The following is a 26,975-nucleotide window of genomic DNA, read 5'->3' on the forward strand; positions in this document are numbered from 1 at the left end:
AAAAATTATTTAGTCATTGGTATAAAACAAGGCACGGTAGTATATGCCGTACCTTGTTATTGGAACTATTCAATTAATTACAATCCTTATGAGGAAAGAATAAATTATTCAGTAATTTTCGCATTCTCAACTAAGAATTCTACAGTTTTTTGATTGCGAATATCATTTTCTAACATTTCAGTAGTTCCGCCTAAAGCAGTAATAATTTTTTCTTTATCCATTTTGAATTGGTCAGCCATTTTTTCAAGCTCTTTGTCGATATCTTCTTGTGTCACTTCGATGTTTTCTGCTTTAGCGATTGCTTCTAGTGTTAATGAAATGCGCACGCGAGTTTCAGCATCTTCTCTGAATTGTTCATGCAAGTCTTCCTCTGTTTGACCAGAGAATTGATAATAAAGGTCTAAAGATATTCCTTGCATTTGTAGGCGTTGAGCAAATTCATCAATCATACGGTGAATTTCGTTGTGGATCATTGCTTCTGGAATTTCCATTTCAGCATTCTCAGCTGCTTTTTCCACTAATTCATCGCGAAGTGTGCTTTCTGCTTCATTTTTCTTTTGTTCAGCTAATTGTTCTTTTATTTTGTTGCGCAATTCTTCAACTGATTCAACTTCTGGGTCTGCTTCTTTTGCAAATTCATCGTTTAATTCTGGCAATACTTTTGTTTTTACTTCTTTTACAGTTACTTTGAAAGTTGCATCTTTGCCAGCAAGTTCTTCCGCATGATATTCTTCAGGGAATGTTACTTGGATGTCTTTAGATTCGCCAGCTTTTAAGCCAACTAATTGTTCTTCAAAGCCAGGGATGAATTGGCCAGAACCGATTTCTAAAGGATAGTCTTCCCCTTCTCCGCCTTCAAATGCTTCATCGCCAAGGAAACCTTCGAAGTCGATTACAGCAATATCGCCTTCAACGATTGGTTCATCTTCTTTAATTTCATATTCTGCTTTACGGTTTAATAAGTTTTGGATTTGTTCTTCCACTTCTTCATCTGTAACTTCAGTGCTTAATTTTTTCACTTCTAAACCTTTATATTCACCTAGTTTTGGTTCAGGTTTAACAGTTACAGTTGCAGTAAATGTAAAATCTTTATCTTTTTTAAAACTTTCAAAATCGCCAATTTCAGGATAATCTACTGGGAAGATACCTGTTTCATCAACGGCTTTTGAATATGCTTCTGGTATAATTATTTCTAAAGCATCTTGATATAATGCTTCTACACCAAAACGTTTTTCAAAAATTTGACGTGGTACTTTTCCTTTACGGAACCCTGGCACTGTAATTTGGTTTACAACTTTTTTGAATGCTTGATCCAATGCTTTATTTACTTCCTCAGCAGGAACTTCAATTGTTAATACTCCAGTATTCCCATCTTTTTTTTCCCATTTTGCTGACATATATAAATACCTCCAAAAATAAATTACAAATTTTAAGCATTTGTTTATACGATTTTGACAACCATTTTAGTATATCATAAGTAGCTCTAGTTTCAACATTTTTCATGCTTATTGTAGTTCTGATAGCTTTTCCAATTCTTGAATGAACTGATAGATTTCTTGATTGAATTCACTATCTTGTCCAAACAACTGATATACAAAATCGATATAACATTCTGCTACTTCATTTGATTGAAAATCCAACCACTCAAAAGGATACGTTACAATTGCATGTTTTGCAATTAAATATTCAACCATTTCTAAAACGGATGGTTCTTGTTGCAGTTTTTCACTAACTATATTTGAAATCATTTTATATTGTGATAACTCTGTTGGCAACCCAATTTTTGATGGGTTTACCACAATCATCCGGTCAAATTTACGTATCTTTAATTCAATATCAATATTTTGCTCATTCATTAATATAAGAATAAGACTTTTAACAAAAGGATGTGTACGGTGACTTTCAACAATATTTTTTAAGTGAACGATGATTGGTCTAATGTTTGCAAGGGATAATTCATGCAACTTATTCACCTGCTCAGCATGAGAAAAAGATAAAAAAGCATCTAATTCATAGAGTTCAGGTTCTAGCTGTTTGACAATCATCGTGAAATCATCTTGCTTATTCATTTTTTCAATAATATTCGCATTTAATTCTTTCAACCTATTAAATTGGTCGATTTTATCAGTTGGAATCGCTTCTTCTTCCAATAGTGAAGTAATAATTTTTTCAACTTTTTTATATTCCTTTAATTGCATACAAACGGTTAAATATAATTCCATTACTTCAAAATACATCGTTGGTCCGATATTGAGTAACTTCTCACATACTTCTTTAGCTTTTAGATAAGATTTTGCTTCATATAAAGAATAAGCATATAAACTCAATACATACTCATCGCCATCAGTATATTTCAAAGCTTCTTCAAAATATTGATTCGCAGTTTCAAATTGATTTTTTTTAATATATTTTTGTGCTTCTAAAATGAGACGTTCTACTGTTCCTGGAAATACGACAACATTTTCATAAGCCGTATATGAAGTTTTTTTATTTTTCACTTTTTTCACTCCATGATGCAATACAAAATAATTCGCAACTTACTACTTACTTACTTTTTACTAACATCATTCCCATTATTGTAAGTTATAACAATTCAATTCTTATTATAGTAAAAAATTATAACGGCCATCACTATTAATACGTTTTTTTTTTGGAAATTCCCTATAAATATTATTCATTACCAACTCAATTGTGATTATTATAGCAGTATTTTTAGAATCTAATTGCACAATCTGCTTTGTATAGATTTTTTCCCATTTATTCATACAAATACGGAAAATCAATTGAAGTTGCATTATAGTGGAATTTTAGGGAAAAATCCAAAAGATGAACCATTACACTATGGCGAAATAGTTGCTATTTGGACAATTGTTTGGGGAATAATGGTATGATTGCTTATTATCAAACATTGTACAATCATACAGGAGAGCGAAAGCAATGTGCGACAGCCGCAATTTATCTGCGGCGAAAGCTTTAGCGACAGCCGCAATTTATCTGCGGCGAAAGCTTTAGCGACAGCCGCAATTTATCTGCGGCGAAAGCTTTAGCGACAGCCGCAATTTATCTGCGGCGAAAGCTTTAGCGACAGCCGCAAAGGGGGCGTCTTGAAATGACTTTTCAGACGCCTCCTTCACCAATTCGACTTTCAAAGGAAATTATCGCACAATTCGATCTCCCGCTTCTAAATAGACGACTTTCTTTTCCAACTCTCTGACCCTTTTTTGTAATCTATTAATCATGATATTTTGTTGGAGTATAAAGTTTTTAATTTCTTCATAAGGAGCTTTTGGATTGTAATTTATTTTTCGTTCATTAACATCTTTGTTCACAATTTGTATTTGAACTTTCTCCCCTGTCATTTCTTCCACTGTAAGCGCTATAAATTTTTTATAGCGATTGTTTAACCAATCTTTACAAACTTGGTTTTCTGTAAGGATGTATAACACGTCCCCATTCCATTCTGCTTCCGTTCTTGCAAACCACATATCATAGCTTGCTTTAGGAATTTTTAACGAATACGTTCCAGCACTTCCGACCAAAATTCCATCGAGTCCATCTCTTTCTGCGATTAAATTACGTATATTCACATTGTTACAATTTTTCGCAAAAATTAAAGAACACCTATAATTTATAGAAACATTTTTACATAACAGAAAGTTTGCAGAAAATAAAACGGGCCGTCTAAAACGACTTTTCAGACGCCCCTTCAGTATTGATAAGAAATTTGTATTCAGCAGCAATCACCGTTGCCCCTGTCTGTTTTTTTATTTCTTGTTGATACGTGACCACGCCAGTACCATTACCTTTATCAACTAAATCAGTTACTCTTAATTCTAAATGGATTGTATCCCCAATGAAAGTCGGTTGTAAAAATCTCAGTTTTTCAATTCCGTAAAAAGCAACTACTGTCTTAGGACTCATATCTAATAAGCCTGTCCCTATGGATAATACAAGCATACCATGGGCAATCCTTTGTTTGAATCTCGTATTCTTTGCATATTCTGAGTCCATATGCAGCGGAAAAAAATCTCCGCTTACTCCTGCAAAATTGACAAGGTCGCTTTCCGTAATGGTCCGCCCGTTAGATGTCCATGTTTCGCCTATTTCAAACTGTTCGAATGGCTTGTTTAACATTATTTCTCTCCTTTATGAAGAAGATAATCGTATAATATTAAAATTTATGCATGAACAATTTAAAACATGAACATTCAACAAATCGTTTTAACATGAATTAACGGACTATTAATACATCACATTTTGAATAACGAACAATGCGTTCTGCCACAGAACCAAGCAACCATTTTTCAATTTTATTTAATCCTGTAGCACCGCAAACCATTAAATCGACTTCAACATTAGTTAAAATCGTTTTTGCAGCCCCTTCTTCTACCAATATTTCCACGTTGGCTACACCATCTTGTTCAGCATTTAATTTCATTTTGTTTAATTCTTCCCTAGCCTTTTCTTTCAATTCTTCGGCGTATTTTAAATCATAGGATGCAACAGAGCCAAAGGATTTAGTATCTACTACATTTATAATTAGTAAAGTAGATTGAAAACTTTTTGCCATTTCAATTGCTTGTTTTAACGCTCTTTTTGAACCTTCTGAAAAATCTACTGCAACAGCTATTTTTTGATAAATTGCCGCCATTCTTTTCACTCCTTTATGTAAATATAGCAAATAGTTGTAAAAAACTATATGAATATTTCATGACTATTTCCTAAAGTAGTTGGATAATCAAAAAATACTATAATAAAAAGTAGAAAAATAACTAATGAAATTAATACACTATCTCCCTAATATATAAGCAAGGTGCACCGTGGTTTAAGTATAATCTCTCTTTCCTATTGCGTTATAAGAATTATTCAGAGTAGTCTATATGAAATTTTTCTTTGTCGATTTCTGTTGCTAGTCCAGTATAATTGATTTTATTGTATTGTTCATATAATTCTGTCACTTCGTCTAACATATTGGGATCCAACCAAATGCTTCGTTTCCCCTTTTTATATAAAACGAGAGGATGCTGATTAAACAATTTTGCGTCAAGTATTTCACTTGCATGTTGTATGTCAAAAGGTTCCGTTATCGGGCGAAACATTTCGATGTGATGTTCAGAAAGAAAATATAGAATTTCAGACACTGTCCAATCATCTTTAAAAAAAATAAACGAAATCATTTCATAAGATGGTCCAGATTTTATAACTTGGACAAAACATCGATCCATTTGGATGCACTCAGTACGCTGAAAATTGAATGCATTTTCATAATTTTTGATGATGATGTATTCAAAACAATCTGGATATTCACGTAGTTCGCCAATTAATTTATCGTATTTATATTGTAAAAAATTTACAACCTTACCCTCTTGCAATGAGTTCACCTGCCTATAATCCTTTTCAACACACTGAAAAGTAAGCGTTTACACAAAAATAGAAATAAATGAACATTTTTTAATTTTATTTTATGATAATCATGCTCACAATTGAACTGTTATTGAAAAATAATCAATTTAATCATGCTAATAACAATAAAAATTCCAATGAGGATAACCGAATAATGAAAAAAGTCACTATTTTCATTATTTCTTTCAAACTCAATTATTCTTTTTTTATCATCTTTCGCCCGTCGATTCATCATCATCTTCCTTCCGTTACAAAACCACATTTGTATATAGTTTTTTCGAACAATCAACCCTTCATTCTTCAAGCAATATACAATTGAAATAAAAAAATGTGTCACTGATATGATGGCAATAAGCCGTTCAAATTTTTATCACTTACAATAATTCCGCATTTGTACTACACGGCAATGAAATTTTGCCATACATTAAGTACGAATAAAGGGGGTGAAAATATATGTCTTCAAACTACGGCTCAGTAGGAGGATTCTTCGGAAACAAGTGTGATTTCGTTTTACTTGTAGTATTATTCATCCTTCTTATCATTGTAGGATCTTGCTATAATCATGGATATTAATAATAAGTTCAGTAAATCCTCTTTACTTTCACTGTCCGCCATAAATTCCCCTTACTAACATCTTTCTTTTTTACGACCTAAAGCCATATCTTTAGGTCGTTTTTTTGTATAGAAAAATTCCATTTTGAACAACGAGTGGTTCAAAATGGAATTTCATTAATTCAACATTTTATGAGGCAGATTTTCATACATATCAAAGATCTCGGTTGCCGTTTCTTTTATCAGTTCTTCATCTCCATAATGAATAGCACTATCTAATTTTGCATAAATCAATAATAAAATACTTTTTGCTTCAGCCTCATCCAAATATTGAATCTTCTGTTTTACAATTTGAATTCGATTCAACTACGCCACCTCTCTTTCTCTCTACGTAGCTATTATACTTTAATAATTTATAAGCTTGTTAATCATGAAAGCAATTTATTAAAAAAAGACATTTCTATTAAAATATGACCACAAGTTTAGGCAAATTTCAACAAATATAGGCTGCCTTAAAAATTCAAATTTAAGACAGCCTATATTTTAGTGTTTATGAATTTATATTTACTAAAATTCTTCCTTTTGCTTGTCCTTTTAGTAAAATTGGGAAAGCATCAGGTAACTCTTCTAACGTCACTTCTTTATATAGAAAATCTTGTAAATTTTTTGGTTTATAATCTGTCGCTAAACGATTCCAAACTTCTTTTCTCGTACTATAGTCGCAATAGGCAGAATCAATGCCAAGAAGATCGACACCTCTTAATATAAATGGAAATACAGTCGTTGGTAAACTAGCTCCACCTGTTAATCCGCTTACCGCCACTTGACCACCGAGTTTAATTTGGCTCAAAATTGATGCAAGTGACTCCCCGCCAACTGGATCGATTGCTGCAATCCATCTTTGTTTTGCTAAAGATTTTGGTCTTCCGTTGCTTACTACTTCTTCTCTAGAGAGTACAGATGCGGCTCCTAGGCTTTTTAAAAATTCATGTTCTGTTTTCTTACCAGTACTTGCTTCGACTTCATATCCTAGTTTTGATAAAATCGCTACAGCAAAACTACCAACGCCACCTGTCGCACCAGTCACAAGCACTTTTCCTTGATTAGGCGTTAGCCCGTTTTTCTCAAGTCGATAAATGGACAAGGCAGCAGTAAAACCTGCAGTTCCAATAATCATCGCTTCTTTTAAAGAAAGACCTTTCGGAAGCGGTACAACCCAATCAGCAGGAATACGGGCATACTCACTATATCCTCCATAATGGGAAACGCCAATTTCATAACTTGTTGCGATTACTTCATCCCCTTCTTTAAAACGAGAATCCTCTGAAGCGACAACAACTCCTGATAAATCAATTCCAGGTACGAAAGGATAATTTTTCACTATATTTCCATTCGGGATGCTCGCAAGGCTATCTTTATAATTTACACCTGAATAATGAACTCGAATTAATACTTCTCCTTTTGGCAAATCATCAATGGACAATTGTTGAATATTTAAAGTTACATCTTCACCTTGCTTATCAACAACTAATGCTTTAAATTGCGGCATTTCTATTTCTCCTTTCTTCAATTCTATTTTAAATTTATTAATAATTTTCATCATATGTTAGATTCTATAACAATATGCTCGATTCCTTTATATTAGAAAGATAACCAAAAATTTTTTTATGAATGAATCAATTTCATAAATCATAGTTTTTCTGAAGTATAGAGTACCCCTATACTAAAAACTTTGTTTTTTTTAAATTATGCAACTTGGTTTTGTTGCTGTAATAAAGCATTGATTCGATCAACTGCTAGTTTGCAGGTATTATAAATTAACGTCACCAGATTGAAATGCATTTTTGCTTTCTTTCCTGTACGATGACGGACATTGTTTAATTGAAAGTATTCCTTTAAATAAGCGTTAACGCGTTCGACTGCTGTACGTTCTTGATAAAGCTGTTTCCATCGTTCTGTCCCACGTGCTGGATAGGTAAATTTACGGATATCTATATCACATTTGATTTTGAAAACTTTTTGGCAAAGGGTGTCTTCTCGTAATGGGCAAGTTGCACATTCCTTTGGACGTGTGAATTTTAATGTATTGTACTTAGCGTCAAAGCTGTCATATTGGTAACGATGTTCACGCACACAGGTTGGACGAAAATGTTCATCGAATCCTATATATTCTCCTTCTCGACGAACGTTGTAAGGAATCACGACTCGCATGGACTGTGATACGGCTTGACGGTAAATAGGTTCAACATCATAACCAGCATCAAATATAGCTATTGTAAAATGACCGTTTCCTAAGTGATGAAGTTTTTTCAATAATGGAATCGCAGCTTTACAATCACTTAAATTACCTGAGGACATCAAACGAGTGATGATATATTGACTTTTCGTCGAAACAGCTAAATGTGCTTTATAACCAAACCAGAATGTATTTTTTCCTTTACTATTCTTTTTCACACCCCATTTTGGCTCAATCGGTACATCCTTCCAAAGGGTTTCTAATGGGATATCCAGCTGTTCTTTCAGTTCTTTTTCATAGGTTGATTGATTTCCTTTTTTCTCTACTTGTTCGGCTAACCAAACAGCTCGTTCAGCTTTAGTTTTACGACCACGTTTTTTAGGAGTTTTAGGTGCTTTCTTTTCTGATGGTGTGAAAGCATCACGAGCTTCAAAGTGACTCGCATCGATGGCGACATGTTCATCATTTAGAAAGCCTTCCAACATCGCTGTTTTGATGAGTGTATCGTTCATTTTATCTAGCACATCTGATTCACTAATGACTTGAATCATGCGTGAATAAGAGCTTTCAGATGGTACGACATCAGACACAAGGAATCCACAGTCGAAACGAAATAAAGGATCATGAACCAAACGTTTGACTAAATCCTTGATAGTTGGAATACGTTCGACAATACGTATAATCAGCGATTGAATCATTGCACCATAATTCAATTCACGTGGTGCACCTTTCAATGTCTTTTTAGAAAACAATTGAAATATAGGCTGAATGTCGATAGCACTAAAAATGGCTTCATAACGATGGGAACTTTCCATTTCTAATAATTGATGGATGTCAAAAAGAGAAATTTGTTTTACAATAGTCATAGGGTACTCACCTCTTTCGTATGGTTTGTTTGGTTACCTACCATTATAACGAAATTTGGGGAGGTACCCATTTTTTATTGTCTTGAATCCCTTGAAAATCAAGGGGTGAGAATTATGAAATTAACTCAATTATTTATTAAATAAATAAAGCGAAAAAATTAATAACAAGATTGCTATAATTTTATTACCAGTGATTGGATATGTCTCTCCTCCAAAAAATCCAAAATGATCGATCATGGCACCAATAATAATTTGTCCTAACACAACAGCCATTAATGTGGAGGTAACACCAATTTTATTGACTGAAAAAATAAGAATCGATACGTAAATTGCGCCTAAAATTCCGCCGATTAATTGCCATTTCGGTACTTCTGTAATAGCAAATATATTTCCTTTTCCGAAAAAGATAGTAAAGAAAAATAAAACAAGCGTACCAATCAAAAAAGAAATAAAAGAACCTTCAATTAATCCTACTTGCTTACCTAACCCTCCATTAACTTTACTTTGCACTGCAACTGCCGTTCCACCTATAGTTGCAAGCAATGCAACAACCAATTTAATCATATTGAATTCCCCTTTACTATAACCCTACTAAATTATATTTATGAAAAAAATATAAATTTATAAGTAACGTTATATGTTCTTCATAAATCTTTCTCGATAATACTTTAGAAGAATTTTCACCTATAAGTAGGTTATACTAGAAAAAGAATAAAGGAGGTAACAGAAAATGACTATTGATTTAAGCCGAGTATATATTGAACGTTGTAATAAAGAAACGGAAGAAATCCTTGAAAAAGAATCGGCATCTTTTTTAAATACATCGATTTCTTATTTCAAAAATCATTTAAATGAATTTCTTTATATTCAGTCCCCTGTATTTGATGAAATAAAAGTAGATGCTATTTCCATGGAAGTGGATGATGTATTTGGCACTTATATGGCCTTATTTGGATTAAAAGTTCAAAAGAAACATACGAAAACAATAAAAAATTTTTTAGAACAACACTTACATACCAATTCGATAAAAAACTATAGCGCTCTTTTTGCTGGTGATGAAGGATTATGGGAAATCAACTTACCGCTGAATTTTATTGAAGGGTTTCAAGAAGATATGACCATTGAACAAGCCCTAATCTTGACATGCGACTTTATTCAAAATTTAGTTCAGCAAATTGAAATAAGCGAATAGAGGTTGGGACAAATCTAAAAAAACATCATTTTCTCCAAGGAGAAAATGATGTTTTTTTGATATGTTATTAAAATTGATTTCCGTTCCGGGGACGCTTTCCGCGGGCCCGGCTCGAGCCTCCTCTGATTCATTCCTTCGCTCCTGCGGTATCTCGAGAGGGCTCGTCGCAGGAAAGCTTTGAATTTACTTCCTTGAGCTTGCTCCGCTTTGCGACTAAGCGTGCGCGACAGGAGCACTCGCCCCGTCACTACAATCAATTTTTCGTTATATCAATTTTTTATCAAAACTCTTTCAACTGCCCCTTTAATTTTTTGTTTATGTCCCAGCCTCTTTCTATTTATGTAGTAATTGTTAACTTACTTAATTGCTCCACAATTTCTTTAGGCGTATGGACTACATAAGTTGGATTCTCCTTCATGATAAGCTCAAAACTATCCAATCCCCAACTAACCCACATAAAAGGCACTCCCACTTTGTTGCACGCTTCAATATCTCGCAATTCATCTCCAACATAAAGTATATTTTGAGGTGTAATTTGATGATGCTTCATAAACTTTTTCATCGCTCGATCTTTACCGAACAGCTTTTTTGAAGAAATCACTTCAGAAACGGTTGAAATTTGTTCTCGTTTTAAAATAGCTTCAATATTTTCCTTTTTATTTGAAGATAAAATAGCAATTGTATATCCCATAGAAGATATGGACTCAAGCATTTCTTTTACCCCATCAAACAACTTCACTTCATGAATATGCTCATGAAAATATTGATAAATTTTTGGTAAGATGAATGTTAGTTTATGCATTGGAAATTGATATTTTTTTGCTTTATTGGCATGGTCAAGATGTCGAATTTGTTGTAAATCCTCCAATTTTAACGGCAAATAGTTGTATTTCTCTGCATAAGCATTCCAAGCATCCACATACACTTCCGCAGAGTTGGCAAGAGTCCAATGTCAGAAACTTATACAACCAATAATTTACAGTTAGTAGGCAACCATCTGGTTGTCTACTTTTAAAAATACTATTCAACCTACAAAGTGTTGATAATTTTCTAAAATCGGCTAAAAAAGGCAATAGGATGCCCGGGGCTTAAATTTTTATTTTTTTAAGCCCCTAATTTATTTACATTTAATAAACAAATAGGATATATTTATCCTATGTATTGTTTATAGACACCTTTTTTGGTTTAGGGGATACTTTGTTGAGGACAGACCATTCCTTCGTGGGTAGCTTCTCCCAAACCGAATAGGTGTCTTATTTCTTATAATCACTTTCATGATTTTTGTAAACATTCTCTCTCTTTTGATTGGACAATCTTCTAATAATAAGTGAACCATCCTATCTTTTAATTTTCCTATTAAGATATTTGTGTTTACTTGATAATCATGTTTTCGTCTTTTTTTCTTACTCTCCTCATTAATTGTTTCATTGGCATCATTTCTCAATAAACTGACCATATTCGATAAATATATTGATGCATAGAAATCTTGTTCAATTGCGATTTTCGAACTACCCGTGAAATTTTCTATTTCGATTTTATTTTTCACATCATTATATTCTGTTTCAATTCCCCAGCGTTTAAAATAAAGAGATTTAAACTCAGAGATATCAAACTCTTCCTCGGTTAAATTTGTGACAAGTATTTCTTCCGTGCCAGAATCCAGTGGGAATCTAACTACACGAGCAGTAATCACTTGTTTCCTATGTATTATATGAATGTTTTGATCAGCATCTTTCGCTTCGACAATTTCCTTTATCGTATTTTTTTGACATCGCATCACATATTTGATACCAAGGGCATCTAAATAGGCAATAAAATCTCTCGATGGATACCCTCGATCAAATAAAAAAAGATCATTTTTTAATCCAATTTGTACGAGTTCTTCAATCATATCCTTTGCACTATCTCGCTCAGCTACCTTATATGGATTGATTCTAGAAGTAATAATGATTCCATTCTCAAGATCGTAAATACAAGAGGCACTAGCTCTTGCATAACTTGTCTTATGATTTTTTCCATACCCAAAATAATTTCGAAGCTCCTCAGTATCAGGGATTTGGAGCACACTTCCATCGATTGCGCAAAGTCTAAATCCACGATAAGTTTTAAAGGAATTTTCTTCATAATACCAATTCACAATCGCTTTTGTAAGTTTTACAAAAGCGAGAGGAGAAATCTTTTTTCGTGCGGCTGAATAGCCTTGTTTGGAAATACTAATTTCTGATAAATTAAATTTGTCGAAAAAGTCGTCAAGTTCAATTTGGAGGCTCTTTTTAACAAAGTTTAAGCTAAATAGAATAGTATTTTTAAAATTTAACTTCTTTTCTTTTCGTGTAAAATACGTTTCTTTTGTCCGAGATTCAAGCATAAACATCACATCATTCAGCAACTTTCGAGTAATCTCAATTGCCCCTAAAAAAGTACTTTTTGTTTTCAAAAAAACCACCATCCTCGTTTTATTAACTAAAAATTGGATTCTAAAACGATTTTGGTGGCCTTTTTAAAATTACAAGAGGCTTATTACCTAATTTTATAAAAGTTAAATTAAATATTATTTTCCATTAAATGTAACGTTAAGTTGATGACATTGGGCAAGAGTCCCATCAAAATCGAAAATAATGTATCTCACATTTCTATCCCCTTTTCTAATATGCTTCTTTTTATTTAAATTTTGCCGATAGTCAATTCATTCTTATATGGACAACAATACCAAATTCAAAATGAAGAAACAAAAAAACACACCATTTTCAATTAATGGTGTGGGTTATAAATGTGGAGAAACTCGCTTATTAGAGCTGAAAAAATTTTTTACGACTAGTGTGGAATAGGAAAATGATTCAACCTTCTTTAGAATGCGGAAGTCCAACCGCCATACACAACTACTACTGTTCCATTCATAAAACTTGAATCTTTAGATGCTAAGAAAAGGGCAACTTGAGCAATTTCTTCTGGTTTTTTTGGACCATGTTTTCAACATCTTCTAATTGAGATACATCTGCTTTTACAGCGATACAAGTGCCACCATTTTCTGCAATACTTTCCTCAACCGCTTTTGCGCCTTTTAAATTGTAATGACTTTCGCTCCTTCTTTTGCATATAACTCTGCAATCGCTTTTCCCATTCCTGAAGCTGCACCTGTCACAATGGCTACTTTATCTTGTAATTTCAATTTCATCCCTCAGATTTTGCATTTTTTGACTTAATTTTCATTTTATTTTTACAAAAAAGTTATTCAAGCTCCGCCGATTAATAAATTTGTAAATTTTATGAAACTATTTACATTTTCCATTAATTCTCCTTTTGATACTTGTTTACTTATACATTGAGCACTAGAAAATAATTAAAAATAATAAGATAAAAATCTCTCTTTATCTACACAAATGTACTTACCCTCTTTCAAAGCCGTTCATACATTAGATTTAGAAGGAGGTGAGTTGAATGGGTTACAAATACGATAACTACGGCTATGGCGGTGGATATTGCAATGGCTTCGCTTTACTCGTAGTGTTATTTGTTTTACTAATTATTGTTGGAGCAGGATTCAAAGGATTCTATTAATTGGTCCGATTATACCACCACCTGTCCCAAATCGACACTACGATGAAAGTTAATAAGTCCCAACGAAATTTTTGTTGGGGCTTTTAAATTGAAATAAGAGGCCATACATGAACACTCAATTGTTTTGAATAATGAGGAATTGGATTAATAGCTTTAGAACTATTATTCAATACTGTTGATAAATTATTATGTTCTACTTCCATTAACTCTACTTCATGAACGATCCACGGTTCATGATAAATATCACAACGAAGTAATTTTCCTTGTGGATTTGTTGTATAAAAGCAATATCTTTCCAATAACCATTCGCCTAACGTTCCATGCTTCATACGGGATGCTTGAGAATGAACATTATATTGACATTTGAATGGTAAAGAATAGATTCTACTGCTTTCAGAATGGAATTGCTTTTCTGATTTTAATAGCGACATTTCCAAGTATATATACGGTAAATGAAACAACACCTTTGCCAATTTGGCAGTTACCCTATGACGAATCGCCAACTGAAAAAAATAGATACCTGGTTTATTTCCAGCTTTTACATACGTTCGCACATTCAACCCTGGAATTCCTCTACCCATTGGAACAGATGGTATGCCACGAATGCCAATCGCCTTCGTCAAGTATGATACAATCGTAACCCAACCTTGTCCTTCAAATGTATCAAGCATAAGATTTGGAGGAAGGTGTGCTTCTAATACATCTTTTTTTACTGGGTAGTGAAGAAATAAAATATCAGTCCAAGTTTGTTTCATCAACCAAGGGATTTTTTTTGGCAATACATCTTTATTCGCATTATAAATTTCTCCCATATCCATCCTCAATCATCGATAGATTTTTCTATAATATTTACAATTTTTATTGAAATTATGACTAGTAATCGAAAAGTATGAAATTTTTCAACTTGTCAATAATGATATTAGAATAGAGAAATCGGGAGGCTATTTCATGAATTTACAACGCGCAAAAGAAATCGCCGAATCAGGTGCAATCGCAAATGTTTTATATAACGGACAGCGCATCTACATTCAGCATGTTGATGAAACGAAAGGAACAGCCCGTATTTATCCTTTAGATGACCCGGAAAATGAAAAAGAAGTACCCGTTGAACAATTATTAGAAAATTGATATCCCTCTTTCATTATTGTAAAAGTGCGCAAAACCGTTGCGCACTTTTATGATTGGCGCAAATGCAAACAACTTACTTTTACGTTTTAAAAAAATATATGATATATTTAATGAATGTTAAACAAGACGGTCGAAATGGACTGTCTCTTTTTATTATCATATTTTCAAAAGGAAGATGAAATTGATTAAGCAACCGAAATATATTTATACTTTTGTTTACCATCCTGACGAATTTGAGCTTTGTCGAATGGAAAGGCGCTCTTTATTTGGAATTGATACTGAACAAAATTTTATTATCACCGATCGTAAAATCAATCCTAGCCGCAGCCCTTTTATAGAAGATTGCTTAGAAGTGTATGTTGAGGCACATAGTTTTGAGGAACTAAAACAGATCATTAATGGTATAAAATTTACGGATTCTACTTACAAAGTGGTATGTCTTAACAAAATGGATATCGGAAATACAAAGAAAATCCATCATCCTGAAAGACGAAAAATTGAAAGGCAAATTGGACAGGCTATTGATGGAGAACCAGATTTAAACCAACCTGATGTTATTTTTGGTTTGCTTTACATAAATGAATGTTGGTATTTTGGAAAAGCGACAAAAGCTGAATCAATTTGGCGTAAACATTTACATAAGCCGAACAGTTATTCAACGGCTCTTAGCACGAGAGTGGCTCGAGCGATTGTTAACATCGCAATTCCCGAACCAGAAGGCATTCGAGCTATTGACCCTTGTTGCGGTATTGGAACAGTATTAATCGAAGCGTTATCTATGAATATTGATATTGTCGGAAGAGATATTAGTCCGCTCGTTTGTGTTGGAGCAAGGGAAAATATCGCCTATTTTGGATACGAAACGACTGTGACAAAAGGCTCCATTGCAGATGTAAAAGATTATTACGATGTAGCAATTGTGGATTTACCATATAATATTTATTCTCATCTTTCACCAGAACAAGAATACGATATCATTCAACACGCACGGCGCATTGCTGACCGGGTTTTATTTGTCTCCATCAAACCGATTGATGATTTAGTGCAAAAAGCTGGATTTACTATAATAGATCGCTCAGTTGCAAAAAAATCAACTTTTGTTCGATTTATTTTATTGTGTGAATAAATTCTTTACATTTGGGATTCATCCTTAATGAAAATGTTTATTTATGATGATTATCTTTCTTATATTGGCAAAATATGATTAAGAAATACTAGATTTATGATTTAATTGGCTTGCTCATTAATGTAAATGAAAAATCATCCGCTCTTGATTGTCGGATGATTTTTTATTTTAAATTTATATCAACTAATTTTTTGAAACTATTCTCCTTTTAAAATCATCCTCCAAAGAATAGATCAAGTATGTTCGATGCTGTTGATGATTGTTTATTATAAAATTCTGAATATCCACAGCTTTTACAGTAAACAACAATGAAATGATTATGTTGAATATCAAACATTTTTGATAAACCAGTACCCGACATGGCTACTTCCTTTGTTGCTGCGTTGCGACTTCCACATTTAATACACCCATTTTTTTGCAAAATTATCCCTACTTTCCTTTCCATTCTTTTCTATTCTATACGATTTCAATTTCCTTATAGTTTCAACAATTTGAAAGCTTAATAGAAAAAGGAAAGAGGTTGGGACAAATCTAAAAAAAACATCATTTTCTCCAAGGAGAAAATGATGTTTTTTTTGATATGTTATTAAAATTGATTTCCGTTCCAGGGACGCTTTCCGCGGGCCCGGCTCGAGCCTCCTCGGAGCTCATTGCTTTGCTCCTGCGGTGTCTCGAGAGGGCTCGTCGCAGGAAAGCTTTGAATTTACTTCCTTGAACTTGCTCCGCTTTGCGACTAAGCGTGCGCGACAGGAGCACTCGCCCCGTCACTTCAATCAATTATTCGTTATATCAATTTTTTATCAAAACTCTTTCAATTACCCTTTAATTTTTTGTTTATGTCCCAGTATCTTTATCTATTTCATCATTTTTTGACTAGCAGCTACCATTTCATTAATTTGTTTTGATATGGCATCCTTTGTCGTTGAAAGTGTAATAGCTAGTTCGTTATACAAAAGATTGCTTGCCTCTTCCAATAATTTTGTTTCTTGTATTGGTAACTTTTTTCCTTCATTTTCGAATTGTAATTTTCTTCTTAACAACGTATTCAATAATTCTGCTATCTCTTTTCGATTTTCACTGCTAATGACGGAATTGAAAAACTGATTGAGATCTGTATTTTTTTCAATCCATTCTTTTGCAGGTTGTTTAAAAATATTCATTAAATTTTTTGCTTCTTCTGGTGCCAACATTTTTTTTAATTTCGATTGGTCACCATCTACAGGATAATATAATTTTAAATCTGGATAACTAATAGGATGCAGGACATAATATAATTTTTCTTTACCAGAAAAAAGTTTCTCTGCAACATCATCAATTACACAAACACCGTGACCGCCATATAATAAATATTCACCTACTTGGTACATGAAAAATCCTCCCTGCAAATGTATACCTATCAACTTCGTTAAGGTTTGTAATCATCATTCAGCCGACTATTTAAACCTATTACACTCTATCTCTACATGAAAGATATTGATTGAATGGCGAGTAAAAGTAAAAAAGGAGTTTAATATAACTGCTTATAAGAAGAAGCAATACAATTAACGAGGAAAGCAATGTACCGATATGATTTCAAATTGGCATATTTTATAACTATGTGGATTAATACGTCTATCTAACAGTGTGATTAACAAATATCAGCACATCAATAATTAAATAAAAACTTCTACATAAAAATCCTATGAGTTTTATACAAGAGACGGGAAAAGTTTCCATTTAGATATTATTCATTTAAAGAACGCGGAGTTTTTATATTCAGGAAATTTTCCATTGCTAAAAGAATTGCTGAAATTAAGTTAAGAGGTTATTAGTGAGGAATATGGAATCGAACAGCTTTAATGAAAAAATTATTACGGAAACAGCACACCATATAGTATATGAATGTAATAAAAAAATGATACCATCATGAAATTAACCCAAGAAATGTTGAAAACACCGCATTTCTTGGGTTCTTGCTCTTTCCAATTAAATGACCAATTTACGATTCTACTCCGATAAAATCGAAGTAATCATATGTTTTGAATCCCACTCGCCTCTAGAGATTGTAGAAAGTTGATATTTTCGAGGGAACAATTGTTGATGAATTTCATCAATAGAATACCCTTTCTTTGATAAGCTTTTCACCTGATCCGTTAACATATATAAATAATCGAGCTTTTGCCGAAATGCTTTTTTACCATCTTTTATATACCCTGCATGACAACAAAACATTTCTCCGAAATCAAGTTGTAATACTTTTTCGATTGATCGAATGATTTGCGGTATACTTTCTTCACGTAATATAAGCTTTGTACGTGGAGTGACAAATAAATCACCAGCAAATAGTTGGCCAGTTGATTCGTTTAAAAATGACACATGATCTGCTGCATGACCTGGTGTTTCAATGACACGCCATCTATATTTTCGTGATTCGAAACTTTCCTCATGGGGATTTGCACGATATGGAGGCCGAATCCCCCAAAAAAACTTTCGATATAACATATAATTTGCTTTTTTCTTACTTTTTTCAATTGACATAGGATGCAAATATATTGGTATACCTTTATCACTCAAATATTTCGCACAACCTTCATGATCTTCGTGGGCATGGGTAATCACAACGCGGTCAATGGAGAGCGGTTTATAAAATCCTATAAAATGTTTTCTCATGACATGTGCTCCGCAGTCAATGACTACACCATCTTGGTAAAATGAATAAACGTTTAACTTGACTTGTGAAAATGCATTCTTCCCTTCAAAAAGTTTAACATCCCCTTGTATGCTTTCGAAAAAACTTTGTTTTAGCAGCAACTAAACCACCCCAATTTGCACATTTATCGAACGTTGTATATTACTTCAGTAGCGTATTATGTAAACATCAGATTTCTTGAATGAATTGCACTTCGTCATAACCACACTCTTGACATACCATTAAATGTGGACAAACTTGGTCCCGTGCCGTATTCGGATAACCGTCTCCCATTTTCACCGTCTCTTCGTCATTATAATGTCCATAAGGATCGAAATAATCGGAAACCTTCCCTGAATCCTCCAACCTATTCTTGCAATTTGGACAAAATACTTCTAATTCCTGCAAAGAATTGCAAAGTGGGCATTGTGCCATCCTTCATTCACCTCAATCATCATTATTCACATGTAAAATCGAGTAGGAGGGAGCGATTAACTCCCGTCCTCTCACACCACCGTACGTACGGTTCCGTATACGGCGGTTCAATTAAGATGATTGACGCAAGTCTTTATATAACTTCCGTGAATAGCTGTTCTCTTTATGCCAGTGGTCACTCCACCCTCCAAGAGGTCTTCCACGGGATTCACCGCTTCCTTCCTCAAGTGAGGTACTACGTTTTCTGTGTTCATCATGACTCACTGAATGCCAAGGGCTATTCTCTCTTAATTGTTCGGTCCTTCTCAGTTGTTCTAGACCAACTAATACTATGACCTCTGCTGACTTCTGACGGTTCAGCTACTTATCACTAAGTAGGTTATGAAGCGTACTTCACCTATCCGCCAGACCTCCCCGGGTAAGTACATGCACTTTCACACCATCTATCCGCCTCATTTACTCGATATGACCTTCGACAGAAAGAGCTTTGTTTTGTTTCGCAAACTCACTCAATCATACCTAGCCTTATATGAGGTTCGTGTTCCTCGGACCGGTGTTTTGCCTCCAGCTTCCTTCAGATTCCGCGTCACCACGGACACCCTTGCTCTTGGCTAACCTCTACTTCTGTCTTCGGGGTTCGGGACTTACACCCTATAGTTCATGTACATGCCGGGCGCACGAAAAAAGCATTCCTTCAAGGGAAAGAATGCTTAATATCTTATCCATAAGCTACATTAGATGTACACAATGTAAGCAAATTAAAATCTATTAAAACAAACAGCATTCTCATACATTTTTTAAATAAGCCAAATAGTAAAACAAACTTACAAAAATAGCTCCTCCAACTGCATTTCCCAAAAAGACAGGAACAAAATTTGTTATATACTGCCCCCAAGTCATTTCACCTGCAAAAATAGCTGCAGGAATAATAAACATATTTGCTACAACATGTTGAAAACCGATTAATACGAAGATCATGATAGGAAACCAAATGGATAAAATTTTCCCAGAAAATGATGTCGTGCCGTAACACAACCAAACAGCTAGCGCTACAAGCCAATTACAACCGATTGCAGAAACGAAAGCTTCAATAAAACTTGCATTTACTTTCGCCAATGCTGTACTTACCGTTTTGTTTAAAAAATCTCCTTCCGTTAGTCCAACGACATGTCCAAAAAAATAAGCTACAAATAATGCACCAATCAAATTAAAAACGGTAACCCAAAACCAATTTCTTAAAAGCTTTGTAAAAGTAATCCTTTTGGCAAAATAGGACATTGCAACTGCCATCATATTTCCAGTAACTAATTCGCCACCAGCTAACAAAATTAATATTAATCCAATTGGGAACACAGTTGCTCCCATGAAGGTTACAAAACTCCCCCATTCATCAGGCATTGTTCCCGTTATCCGAATAAATGCCAGATACCCTAATGAGATAAATGCCCCTCCTAAAAATCCTAAAATCAGCATTTGAAAAAGGGACATATTCGCCTTTTCTTCTCCTTTTTGAACGGCGATTTGGGCTATTTCCTTAGGACTGTAATCCATGTTAGACCTCCCAAGTCCTTTATTTTATAGAATAAGAGCTACATAGCCCGCGTTAATTTTTATAAATTTAGGAAATTAGTTATTCAGAATATTTTTAATTCTTTTTATAGATTTAATTATTATTAGGAGACAATATGTTATTCAAAATATTTTACCATTAAATAATGAGGGATACCTTCCTCCAAAAATTCATCCGAATTAATGATATAACCTAGCTTTTCGTAAAAAACTTTCGCATGAGATTGTGCATGTAACTTTACTTTTTGGCAGTCTTTTTCTTTTGCAATCTTCTCTAATTCTTGCACGATTAATTTTCCAATGCCAAATTTACGATATGGTTGCAATACACAAATTCTTTCCAATTTACCAAAACCATCTACGAAGCGTATTCTTCCAGCCCCAACAGGCTTGTCATCGACAACAATCAATAGATGTTCGCAAGGAGAAAGAAGGTTATCATACTCATCGATTTCGCTTTCCATTGGAACACCCTGTTCCTCAACAAATACTTCTTTTCGAATTGAAAAAGCTTTTTCTAATTGTTCCTCTGTCGACACACGAATTACTTCAATCTTCATGTTATCCCCTTCCCATTTTCAATAAAATCTGTATATTAATTTACCATTAATATAATATAAAAATACATGGATTTTCAATTGCTATATAAAAAAATCCACTATACCAAATAGTACTTGCTAATAAACAGATGGAGTGATATTTATTAGAGTTCATCAAAATAAACATTAATATGTTATAAGATTGTTAAATTTTTAACTAGACATCACCCTCAATGGCGGTTACTATAGTATACGAAGGAATTCTGTAAATCTAAATGTATTAGATTTTGTTTTTAAAAACACGAATCATGATTTCGTGTTACATTTTTTGCTAATACACTTTAGTTTACTAAACAACTAAATAATTAGATTACTAATATAAGGAGCGTATACTACATGAAACGTAAAATAGCTTTATTTTTCTTCATGACGTTGATCATCTTAGTATTAGCTGCGTGTGGTTCATCATCTAAAGAAGAATCAAATGGTACAAAAGATAAAGAAACTTTAATAATTGGTATCGATGATAAGTTTGCACCAATGGGATTCCGTGACGATCAAAACGAAATCGTTGGTTTTGATATCGACATGGCTCGTGCTGCTGCAGAAAAAATGGGTGTTGAAGTGGAGTTCCAACCAATCGATTGGACTACAAAAGAATCTGAATTATCCAGTGGCCGTATCGATTTAATTTGGAACGGTTACACTATAACAGATGAACGTAAACAGAAAGTATTATTTACAAAACCTTACTTAGAAAACGCACAAGTTGTTGTAACATTAGTAGATTCTCCTATTACAAAAATCAATGAACTTGCTGGAAAACAAGTGGGAGTTCAAGCATTGTCTTCTGCATTGGATGCGTTAAATGAACATCCTATTAGCAATGAAGTAAATTTAAATGAATACAAAGATAATGTACTTGCATTAACAGACTTAAAAAATGGTCGCCTTGATGCAGTTGTAATCGACAAAGTTGTCGTTGAATATTACATGACACAAGAACCAGATACATTTACAATTCTTGAAGAAGAACTTGCTCCAGAACAATATGGAGTTGGTGTGAAAAAAGGAAATGAAGAATTACTTGAAAAACTGCAGGCAGCATTAGATGAAATGAATGAAGACGGTACTGCAGCTGAAATATCTGAGAAATGGTTCGGTGAAGATCGAGTATTAAAATAATATATGCTAAAATAGAATGTCATTATTTTCGATAAGAGTTTCCATGTGACAATGGAACTCTTATTTTTTGGGAGGAAACATCATGGTTGATTACTGGAATCGGATTGTTTGGCCGATGCTTGAAGGAGCTCAAATGACCATTTTGCTCTTTTTCATTGCCATTCTTGTATCAATTCCATTAGGATTTATTCTAACACTTGCCGTACAAAGCCGTTTTAAGCCCCTTGCATGGCTTTCACAAATTTATATTACCGTCATGCGAGGCACCCCCCTATTATTGCAGCTCTTGTTAATCTGCTTTGGATTGCCGATGCTGCCTGTGGTAGGAGAATATTTAGTATTTGATCGTTTCGTTGCGGCTTGTTTTGGATTCGTATTAAACTATGCAGCCTATTTTGCTGAAATCTTTAGAGGCGGGCTCATTTCCATCGACAAAGGGCAATATGAAGCAGCAAAAGTACTTGGCTTAACAAAATGGCAAACGACAACACGCATCATATTACCCCAAATGTTTCGAGTAGCCTTGCCTGCTGTTGCCAATGAATCCATTACGCTCATCAAAGATACCGCGCTACTTTATGCAGTTGCAGTGCCAGAATTATTACACTTTGCACAAACAGCTGTAAATAGAGAGTTTACAATTGTCCCTTACTTTATTGCGGGAGTAATTTACTTAGCGATGACACTCATATTGACGGTATTCTTTAAATGGTTAGAGCGTCGATATAAATACGAATAGAGGTGAAAAAATTGGCGCTAATAGAAGTGGCAAATTTGAAGAAATCATTTGGGAACCAGGAAGTATTAAAATCCATTTCATTTTCGGTAGATAAAAAAGAAGTTATTGCAATGATCGGCCCTTCAGGTTCAGGAAAAAGTACATTGTTACGCAGTTTAATTCATTTAGAAGAAATTGATAACGGTAGTATTTGTATCGACGGCGATTTTTTAGTAAAAGATGGGCAATATGCTAACCAAGCAGATATACGAAAAATTACAGGAAAAATGGGAATGGTGTTTCAACACTTTAACTTATTCCCTCACTTAACTGTTAAAGAAAATCTGATTTTAGCCCCGAAACTTAGAAAATCCGAATCGATGGAAGAAATAGAAAAACGCTGTATGGATTTATTGCGAAAAGTGGGATTATCCGATAAAGCGAATGCTTATCCTAGCAATCTGTCAGGCGGTCAAAAACAGCGTGTTGCTATTGCACGAGCCCTTATGTTAAATCCACAAATCCTGCTGTTTGATGAACCTACTTCTGCCCTTGACCCGGAATTAACGGGAGAAGTGTTGAAAGTCATGAAGGATTTAGCAGAAGAACATATGACGATGATTGTCGTAACGCATGAAATGGGCTTTGCAAGAGAAGTGGCAAATCGTGTGATCTTTATGGATGGCGGCGAAATAATTGAATCGAATGAGCCGGAACAATTCTTCCAACATCCTCAACATGAACGTACGAAAGCATTTTTACATAAAAATTGGAAATAAATAGAGCCTGAAATTCATTTTGAGGCGACCTTCTGCGACGGGGATGGTGACATTTTGATATGCCTCCGCGGAGCAAAAATTATAAAAATACTTAGCCTGACCAAAATTTTAGCACTTTTTGGTCAGGCCCTTTTTAATCTAAGTTGATTGTTTCGTTGAATAAAATACCAAAATAACGATATTTTATATGGATATTATGGATTTCTTCATGATGATTCACAGTGAGCCCATAAATTGTATCGTCTACTGTTGCTTTTCTTTCCCCTTGTTTTTGCAATACATTCTCCGGAACTGTTCCTTTTGGAATTGAAACATCCTGTATATTTTTAAACTCAATATTTTCCCTAGCTTCTGACTTTTCATCAATCGTTCCTTTAAAGCCCTCTAAAGCATTGCTAACTTGCATTTTTGCAACATTTGGATCTGCATTATTATTGACTTTTACCCCTGTTACTTTCAATTCTCCGAAACCTTTATTCCCTAAAGCAACCACAACCGTTTTATTATCTTCACTATTGAAAACTGTCCTTGTTGCTAATGGTGGGGTCGCTTTTATATAAATAAATATTCCACCGATTAAAATAACGAATATAAGTGCACAAAGTAAAATTTTTTTCAAAGCCCTCATCCTTTAAAATGAATTTCCAAATCGGCAATACCAATTTTAGTTTATACTACTTCAATGCTGTGTTGTAGGCTGTAAAAGGTAAAACTATGTGAAAATTCATCACAGAACCCACGCTTATTCTGAAATTTTGCCTTTATGTTTACAAGCAATATTGGTATATTGTAGTAAAGATGGTCTAAGGGGGATTGTAAATGGGAGAATATGTAATAAAACAATTTGTACGAACAAGAATCGTATTAAAACAAACTTTGGAAAACATTAAGCCCGAGATTTGTTTAACAGTTCCTTGGGGGTTTAATAACAATATTTTGTGGCAAGCGGGACATATTTTAACAACTGCAGAATTTTTCTTATTCAAAGGGAAAGAGTCGATTCCGGAAAGTTATCAAAAACTCTTCGGTCCTGGTACGAAACCGGCTGATTGGCCAACGGATGTACCTTATATTGAAACTTTGCTACGCCAGCTGGATGAACAATTAGAACGCATTCAAGCAATTGATGTAAATACCTTTAATGAACAGTTGCCAAAAAGATTGATTGGAAATGAAACAAAGGGGGAATTAGCTGCTTTTGCTGCCTTCCATGAGGCTATGCATGTTGGACAAATTCAGGCAATGAGACGATTGATAGAATACAAAAAATAAAACTATTGGATTGGGGTTTCTGGGCTATCGATTTCGCCAAAAATCATTGCAGCAAATTAGTTTGGCAACATGTAATTATAGTTTGTACTCTGAACCTGAGGATGTCCAAAAAGTTTTTTTGAGACATCCTCGTATAATCATTGAACAAACTTAACGCTTTCGCCAATATTATATTCTTTTTGCTTTTCTTCTCCATCTTCCATCCACTTGACGGTCAACACCCCTTCGTTTAACCGCTCGATGATTTCTTCTTCCGAAATTTCGCCCATATAAAGAACGATTTCTTCTTGTACAATATACTCCTTTTTAGCTGTATTATCATATTCAAAACCGCTTCCTGTCCAATATACATCTGATGTCAACAAATTCTTAAGAGATTCGGACATTTCCGTTTCGATATCTTCTATTTGATCCGAATACTTAAATTTAAATGAAAAATTCAACTTTCGAAAATATTTTTGGTCCGGATGTTCCACATATTCCAATGCTCCTAGGGTTTGATAAGTTTCATCATCGATGGCCGTGATTTCGGTCCGTATTTGCATATACGGTCTATTTAAAGAATACAAGTAACCGGCTGTAAAAAGAATGATAAATAAAATCGATGTAGCGAGTAGTGCAATTACTTTTCTTTTCAACTTGTAACACCCTTTTTCTCTTATTTCATCTATCGAGGATAGTGGTAATTTGAATTGGTATACATGAAATATATATAATATGGTATATTAAGGAAGTAAGATATAAGTCCATTATTCAATGTGTAAACCTAGGAGGTTGTTTAAATGGAAATTATAATGATTACTTTTGTTTTTATAATTGTGCTGCTAATTAGTTCTATTATAAATATTCTTTTTAAAATGACAGAAAAGAAACATTGGATTATTTCATTATTATTAAGTGTCGCATTGGCAATAATCATTGTTGCAATTTTAGGAGTGTAATAATAAAAGCCATTCATACGTTATTGTATAAATGGCTTTTCGTAATAAAACAGACTGAATTTACAATCTCTCAAAAAGATGAAATTAGGTCTTTTGTATTTCGCAACTAAAAATTGAGCCATTTCGCAAATTAATTTTGAGCCACTTGATTTGTGCTCATTTGAATCCATTCTTGAGTTTCTTTCATCCTAAAAGAAGGGCCAATCATAATTATTACATGTGATTTATGTGCAAGACGATCCGTTAATGCAGCTGTTAAAACGAGATCATGAAAGATTTCCTGCCATTTTAAAAAGGAAAGATTACTTGTTATGATGGTCGATTCCCTTCCAGCCCTTAATGACAGATGCGTAAATAATAGTTCTCCTCCTTCTTTATCAAAGGATATATACCCAAGTTCATCAATAATGACTAGGTCATATTTTTCGAATTTTAATTCGAATGAGCGAAGTGTTCTTTCCGATCGATACTCCTTAAGCTGATTAATAAATGACGGAACCGTCGCAAAAAACACCTTGTACCCAGCTAAACAAGCTTCAATTCCTAGCCCAATCGAAATGTGTGTCTTTCCAGTACCAGGAGATCCTGTTAAGATGACATTTTGCCCTTTTTCTATAAATTCTAATGTCTTAAAATACGGTAGTTTTTGCCTTGCCTCATCCGGTAACGCATTCTCTACTATCTCTTCTAACTATTTTTATGCTCATCTCATTTTATCTAGCACCACGGGTATGAATAAATAATTATTGATCAAATTATATTTTCCTGTTAATTGGAGAAAAATTCTATTGGTTAAGCTGCATCATAT

General features: G+C 33.9%; 33 protein-coding genes and 3 pseudogenes. 10 read left to right on the forward strand and 26 right to left on the reverse strand.

The genetic code is table 11. The features are described 5' to 3' along the window. Positions 1-104: 104 nt before the first annotated feature. The 7 genes from tig to NST98_RS05180 all read right to left on the reverse strand — a co-directional run bounded on the left by tig (position 105) and on the right by NST98_RS05180 (position 5,641). On the reverse strand, positions 105-1,397 hold the full coding sequence (gene tig / locus NST98_RS05150; RefSeq protein ID WP_340714606.1) for a trigger factor: 1,293 nt from the start codon (positions 1,395-1,397) through the stop codon (positions 105-107). A gap of 108 nt (positions 1,398-1,505) precedes the next feature. Continuing rightward, positions 1,506-2,498, reverse strand: coding sequence for a tetratricopeptide repeat protein (locus NST98_RS05155; RefSeq protein ID WP_096551383.1), 993 nt, complete (start codon positions 2,496-2,498; stop codon positions 1,506-1,508). Between the two features lie 657 nt (positions 2,499-3,155). Further along, a complete protein-coding gene (locus NST98_RS05160; protein WP_340714607.1) occupies positions 3,156-3,587 on the reverse strand; it encodes a DnaA N-terminal domain-containing protein in 432 nt (143 codons plus the stop codon). A 94-nt stretch (positions 3,588-3,681) separates the two neighbouring features. Beyond that, a complete protein-coding gene (locus NST98_RS05165) occupies positions 3,682-4,134 on the reverse strand; it encodes a MaoC/PaaZ C-terminal domain-containing protein (RefSeq protein ID WP_340714608.1) in 453 nt (150 codons plus the stop codon). Positions 4,135-4,231: 97 nt separating this feature from the next. After that, positions 4,232-4,651, reverse strand: a complete 420-nt coding sequence (locus NST98_RS05170; protein ID WP_096551391.1) for a universal stress protein — start codon at positions 4,649-4,651, stop codon at positions 4,232-4,234. A gap of 211 nt (positions 4,652-4,862) precedes the next feature. Further along, the gene (locus tag NST98_RS05175) at positions 4,863-5,372 is read right to left on the reverse strand and encodes a hypothetical protein (protein ID WP_340714609.1); all 510 of its coding nucleotides are present in this window, start codon (positions 5,370-5,372) and stop codon (positions 4,863-4,865) included. Positions 5,373-5,491: 119 nt separating this feature from the next. Next, on the reverse strand, positions 5,492-5,641 hold the full coding sequence (locus NST98_RS05180; RefSeq protein WP_340714610.1) for a hypothetical protein: 150 nt from the start codon (positions 5,639-5,641) through the stop codon (positions 5,492-5,494). A gap of 215 nt (positions 5,642-5,856) precedes the next feature. Here NST98_RS05180 and NST98_RS05185 point away from each other — a divergent pair, with 215 nt between their 5' ends. Next, positions 5,857-5,976, forward strand: a complete 120-nt coding sequence (locus NST98_RS05185) for a YjcZ family sporulation protein (RefSeq protein WP_096551395.1) — start codon at positions 5,857-5,859, stop codon at positions 5,974-5,976. 156 nt (positions 5,977-6,132) lie between these two features. On the opposite strand, the gene NST98_RS05190 is transcribed toward NST98_RS05185, so the two are convergent. The 4 genes from NST98_RS05190 to NST98_RS05205 all read right to left on the reverse strand — a co-directional run bounded on the left by NST98_RS05190 (position 6,133) and on the right by NST98_RS05205 (position 9,621). Then, positions 6,133-6,321: a hypothetical protein gene (locus tag NST98_RS05190; protein ID WP_016838445.1), complete on the reverse strand. Its 189-nt coding sequence runs from the start codon at positions 6,319-6,321 to the stop codon at positions 6,133-6,135. Positions 6,322-6,505: 184 nt separating this feature from the next. Then, positions 6,506-7,504, reverse strand: a complete 999-nt coding sequence (locus NST98_RS05195; protein ID WP_340715674.1) for an NADPH:quinone oxidoreductase family protein — start codon at positions 7,502-7,504, stop codon at positions 6,506-6,508. 197 nt (positions 7,505-7,701) lie between these two features. Further along, a complete protein-coding gene (locus NST98_RS05200; RefSeq protein WP_340714611.1) occupies positions 7,702-9,057 on the reverse strand; it encodes a transposase in 1,356 nt (451 codons plus the stop codon). Between the two features lie 129 nt (positions 9,058-9,186). Next, positions 9,187-9,621, reverse strand: a complete 435-nt coding sequence (locus NST98_RS05205; protein WP_340714612.1) for a DMT family transporter — start codon at positions 9,619-9,621, stop codon at positions 9,187-9,189. A gap of 166 nt (positions 9,622-9,787) precedes the next feature. Here NST98_RS05205 and NST98_RS05210 point away from each other — a divergent pair, with 166 nt between their 5' ends. Continuing rightward, positions 9,788-10,249, forward strand: coding sequence for a branched-chain amino acid aminotransferase (locus tag NST98_RS05210; RefSeq protein WP_340714613.1), 462 nt, complete (start codon positions 9,788-9,790; stop codon positions 10,247-10,249). Between the two features lie 337 nt (positions 10,250-10,586). On the opposite strand, the pseudogene NST98_RS05215 reads toward NST98_RS05210, so the two are convergent. The 4 genes and pseudogenes from NST98_RS05215 to NST98_RS05230 form a co-directional block, all read right to left on the reverse strand. Beyond that, positions 10,587-11,183: pseudogene (locus tag NST98_RS05215) on the reverse strand (HAD-IIIA family hydrolase); the annotation flags it as partial. Between the two features lie 231 nt (positions 11,184-11,414). After that, on the reverse strand, positions 11,415-12,686 hold the full coding sequence (locus NST98_RS05220) for an IS4 family transposase (protein ID WP_208650901.1): 1,272 nt from the start codon (positions 12,684-12,686) through the stop codon (positions 11,415-11,417). A gap of 410 nt (positions 12,687-13,096) precedes the next feature. After that, positions 13,097-13,192 (reverse strand): hypothetical protein, encoded by a 96-nt coding sequence (locus tag NST98_RS05225; RefSeq protein ID WP_340715675.1) that lies wholly within the window; start codon positions 13,190-13,192, stop codon positions 13,097-13,099. Between the two features lie 17 nt (positions 13,193-13,209). After that, positions 13,210-13,418: pseudogene (locus NST98_RS05230) on the reverse strand (SDR family NAD(P)-dependent oxidoreductase); the annotation flags it as partial. A 269-nt stretch (positions 13,419-13,687) separates the two neighbouring features. Between NST98_RS05230 and NST98_RS05235 the strand changes: the two are divergent. Next, positions 13,688-13,807, forward strand: coding sequence for a YjcZ family sporulation protein (locus NST98_RS05235; RefSeq protein WP_016838457.1), 120 nt, complete (start codon positions 13,688-13,690; stop codon positions 13,805-13,807). An 83-nt stretch (positions 13,808-13,890) separates the two neighbouring features. Here NST98_RS05235 and NST98_RS05240 read toward each other — a convergent pair whose 3' ends face one another. After that, the gene (locus NST98_RS05240) at positions 13,891-14,619 is read right to left on the reverse strand and encodes a YqjF family protein (protein WP_340714614.1); all 729 of its coding nucleotides are present in this window, start codon (positions 14,617-14,619) and stop codon (positions 13,891-13,893) included. A gap of 136 nt (positions 14,620-14,755) precedes the next feature. Between NST98_RS05240 and NST98_RS05245 the strand changes: the two genes are divergently transcribed. Together NST98_RS05245 and NST98_RS05250 are read left to right on the forward strand one after the other, a co-directional pair. Further along, a complete protein-coding gene (locus NST98_RS05245) occupies positions 14,756-14,935 on the forward strand; it encodes a small acid-soluble spore protein H (RefSeq protein ID WP_016838461.1) in 180 nt (59 codons plus the stop codon). Between the two features lie 175 nt (positions 14,936-15,110). Then, positions 15,111-16,061 (forward strand): TRM11 family SAM-dependent methyltransferase, encoded by a 951-nt coding sequence (locus NST98_RS05250; RefSeq protein ID WP_340714615.1) that lies wholly within the window; start codon positions 15,111-15,113, stop codon positions 16,059-16,061. Between the two features lie 214 nt (positions 16,062-16,275). Here NST98_RS05250 and NST98_RS05255 read toward each other — a convergent pair whose 3' ends face one another. The 7 genes from NST98_RS05255 to NST98_RS05285 form a co-directional block, all read right to left on the reverse strand. Then, complete coding sequence (locus NST98_RS05255) at positions 16,276-16,482, reverse strand: zinc ribbon domain-containing protein (RefSeq protein ID WP_016838465.1); 207 nt, start codon at positions 16,480-16,482, stop codon at positions 16,276-16,278. A gap of 433 nt (positions 16,483-16,915) precedes the next feature. After that, positions 16,916-17,428: a CarD family transcriptional regulator gene (locus tag NST98_RS05260; protein ID WP_340714616.1), complete on the reverse strand. Its 513-nt coding sequence runs from the start codon at positions 17,426-17,428 to the stop codon at positions 16,916-16,918. A gap of 619 nt (positions 17,429-18,047) precedes the next feature. Continuing rightward, a complete protein-coding gene (locus NST98_RS05265; protein ID WP_340714617.1) occupies positions 18,048-18,851 on the reverse strand; it encodes an MBL fold metallo-hydrolase in 804 nt (267 codons plus the stop codon). 67 nt (positions 18,852-18,918) lie between these two features. After that, the gene (locus tag NST98_RS05270; RefSeq protein ID WP_096551409.1) at positions 18,919-19,164 is read right to left on the reverse strand and encodes a hypothetical protein; all 246 of its coding nucleotides are present in this window, start codon (positions 19,162-19,164) and stop codon (positions 18,919-18,921) included. A 107-nt stretch (positions 19,165-19,271) separates the two neighbouring features. Then, positions 19,272-19,421 (reverse strand): hypothetical protein, encoded by a 150-nt coding sequence (locus NST98_RS05275; protein WP_340714173.1) that lies wholly within the window; start codon positions 19,419-19,421, stop codon positions 19,272-19,274. A gap of 529 nt (positions 19,422-19,950) precedes the next feature. Next, positions 19,951-20,715, reverse strand: coding sequence for a formate/nitrite transporter family protein (locus NST98_RS05280; RefSeq protein ID WP_340436448.1), 765 nt, complete (start codon positions 20,713-20,715; stop codon positions 19,951-19,953). 137 nt (positions 20,716-20,852) lie between these two features. Then, positions 20,853-21,293: a GNAT family N-acetyltransferase gene (locus tag NST98_RS05285; protein WP_340436450.1), complete on the reverse strand. Its 441-nt coding sequence runs from the start codon at positions 21,291-21,293 to the stop codon at positions 20,853-20,855. 375 nt (positions 21,294-21,668) lie between these two features. On the opposite strand from NST98_RS05285, the gene NST98_RS05290 reads away from it, so the two are divergent. The 3 genes from NST98_RS05290 to NST98_RS05300 all read left to right on the forward strand — a co-directional run bounded on the left by NST98_RS05290 (position 21,669) and on the right by NST98_RS05300 (position 23,954). Beyond that, positions 21,669-22,457 (forward strand): amino acid ABC transporter substrate-binding protein, encoded by a 789-nt coding sequence (locus NST98_RS05290; protein WP_340714618.1) that lies wholly within the window; start codon positions 21,669-21,671, stop codon positions 22,455-22,457. 82 nt (positions 22,458-22,539) lie between these two features. Then, positions 22,540-23,196 (forward strand): amino acid ABC transporter permease, encoded by a 657-nt coding sequence (locus NST98_RS05295; protein ID WP_340434772.1) that lies wholly within the window; start codon positions 22,540-22,542, stop codon positions 23,194-23,196. 11 nt (positions 23,197-23,207) lie between these two features. Next, positions 23,208-23,954: an amino acid ABC transporter ATP-binding protein gene (locus NST98_RS05300; protein ID WP_340715676.1), complete on the forward strand. Its 747-nt coding sequence runs from the start codon at positions 23,208-23,210 to the stop codon at positions 23,952-23,954. A gap of 133 nt (positions 23,955-24,087) precedes the next feature. Here NST98_RS05300 and NST98_RS05305 read toward each other — a convergent pair whose 3' ends face one another. After that, on the reverse strand, positions 24,088-24,573 hold the full coding sequence (locus NST98_RS05305) for a hypothetical protein (protein ID WP_340714619.1): 486 nt from the start codon (positions 24,571-24,573) through the stop codon (positions 24,088-24,090). A 200-nt stretch (positions 24,574-24,773) separates the two neighbouring features. Between NST98_RS05305 and NST98_RS05310 the strand changes: the two genes are divergently transcribed. Beyond that, a complete protein-coding gene (locus NST98_RS05310) occupies positions 24,774-25,226 on the forward strand; it encodes a DinB family protein (RefSeq protein WP_340434779.1) in 453 nt (150 codons plus the stop codon). 137 nt (positions 25,227-25,363) lie between these two features. Here NST98_RS05310 and NST98_RS05315 read toward each other — a convergent pair whose 3' ends face one another. Continuing rightward, positions 25,364-25,864 carry a hypothetical protein gene (locus NST98_RS05315; RefSeq protein WP_340705329.1) on the reverse strand — a complete coding sequence of 167 codons (501 nt, stop codon included), beginning with the start codon at positions 25,862-25,864 and terminating at the stop codon, positions 25,364-25,366. Between the two features lie 144 nt (positions 25,865-26,008). On the opposite strand from NST98_RS05315, the gene NST98_RS05320 reads away from it, so the two are divergent. Next, entirely contained in the window at positions 26,009-26,167 is a 159-nt protein-coding gene (locus NST98_RS05320) for a hypothetical protein (RefSeq protein ID WP_340714620.1), read from the forward strand. Positions 26,168-26,297: 130 nt separating this feature from the next. Here NST98_RS05320 and NST98_RS05325 read toward each other — a convergent pair. Then, positions 26,298-26,858, reverse strand: a pseudogene (locus NST98_RS05325) (ATP-binding protein); the annotation flags it as partial. Positions 26,859-26,975 lie beyond the last annotated feature (117 nt).

The organism is Ureibacillus sp. FSL W8-0352, from assembly GCF_038004345.1.
Lineage (GTDB): Bacteria > Bacillota > Bacilli > Bacillales_A > Planococcaceae > Ureibacillus > Ureibacillus thermosphaericus.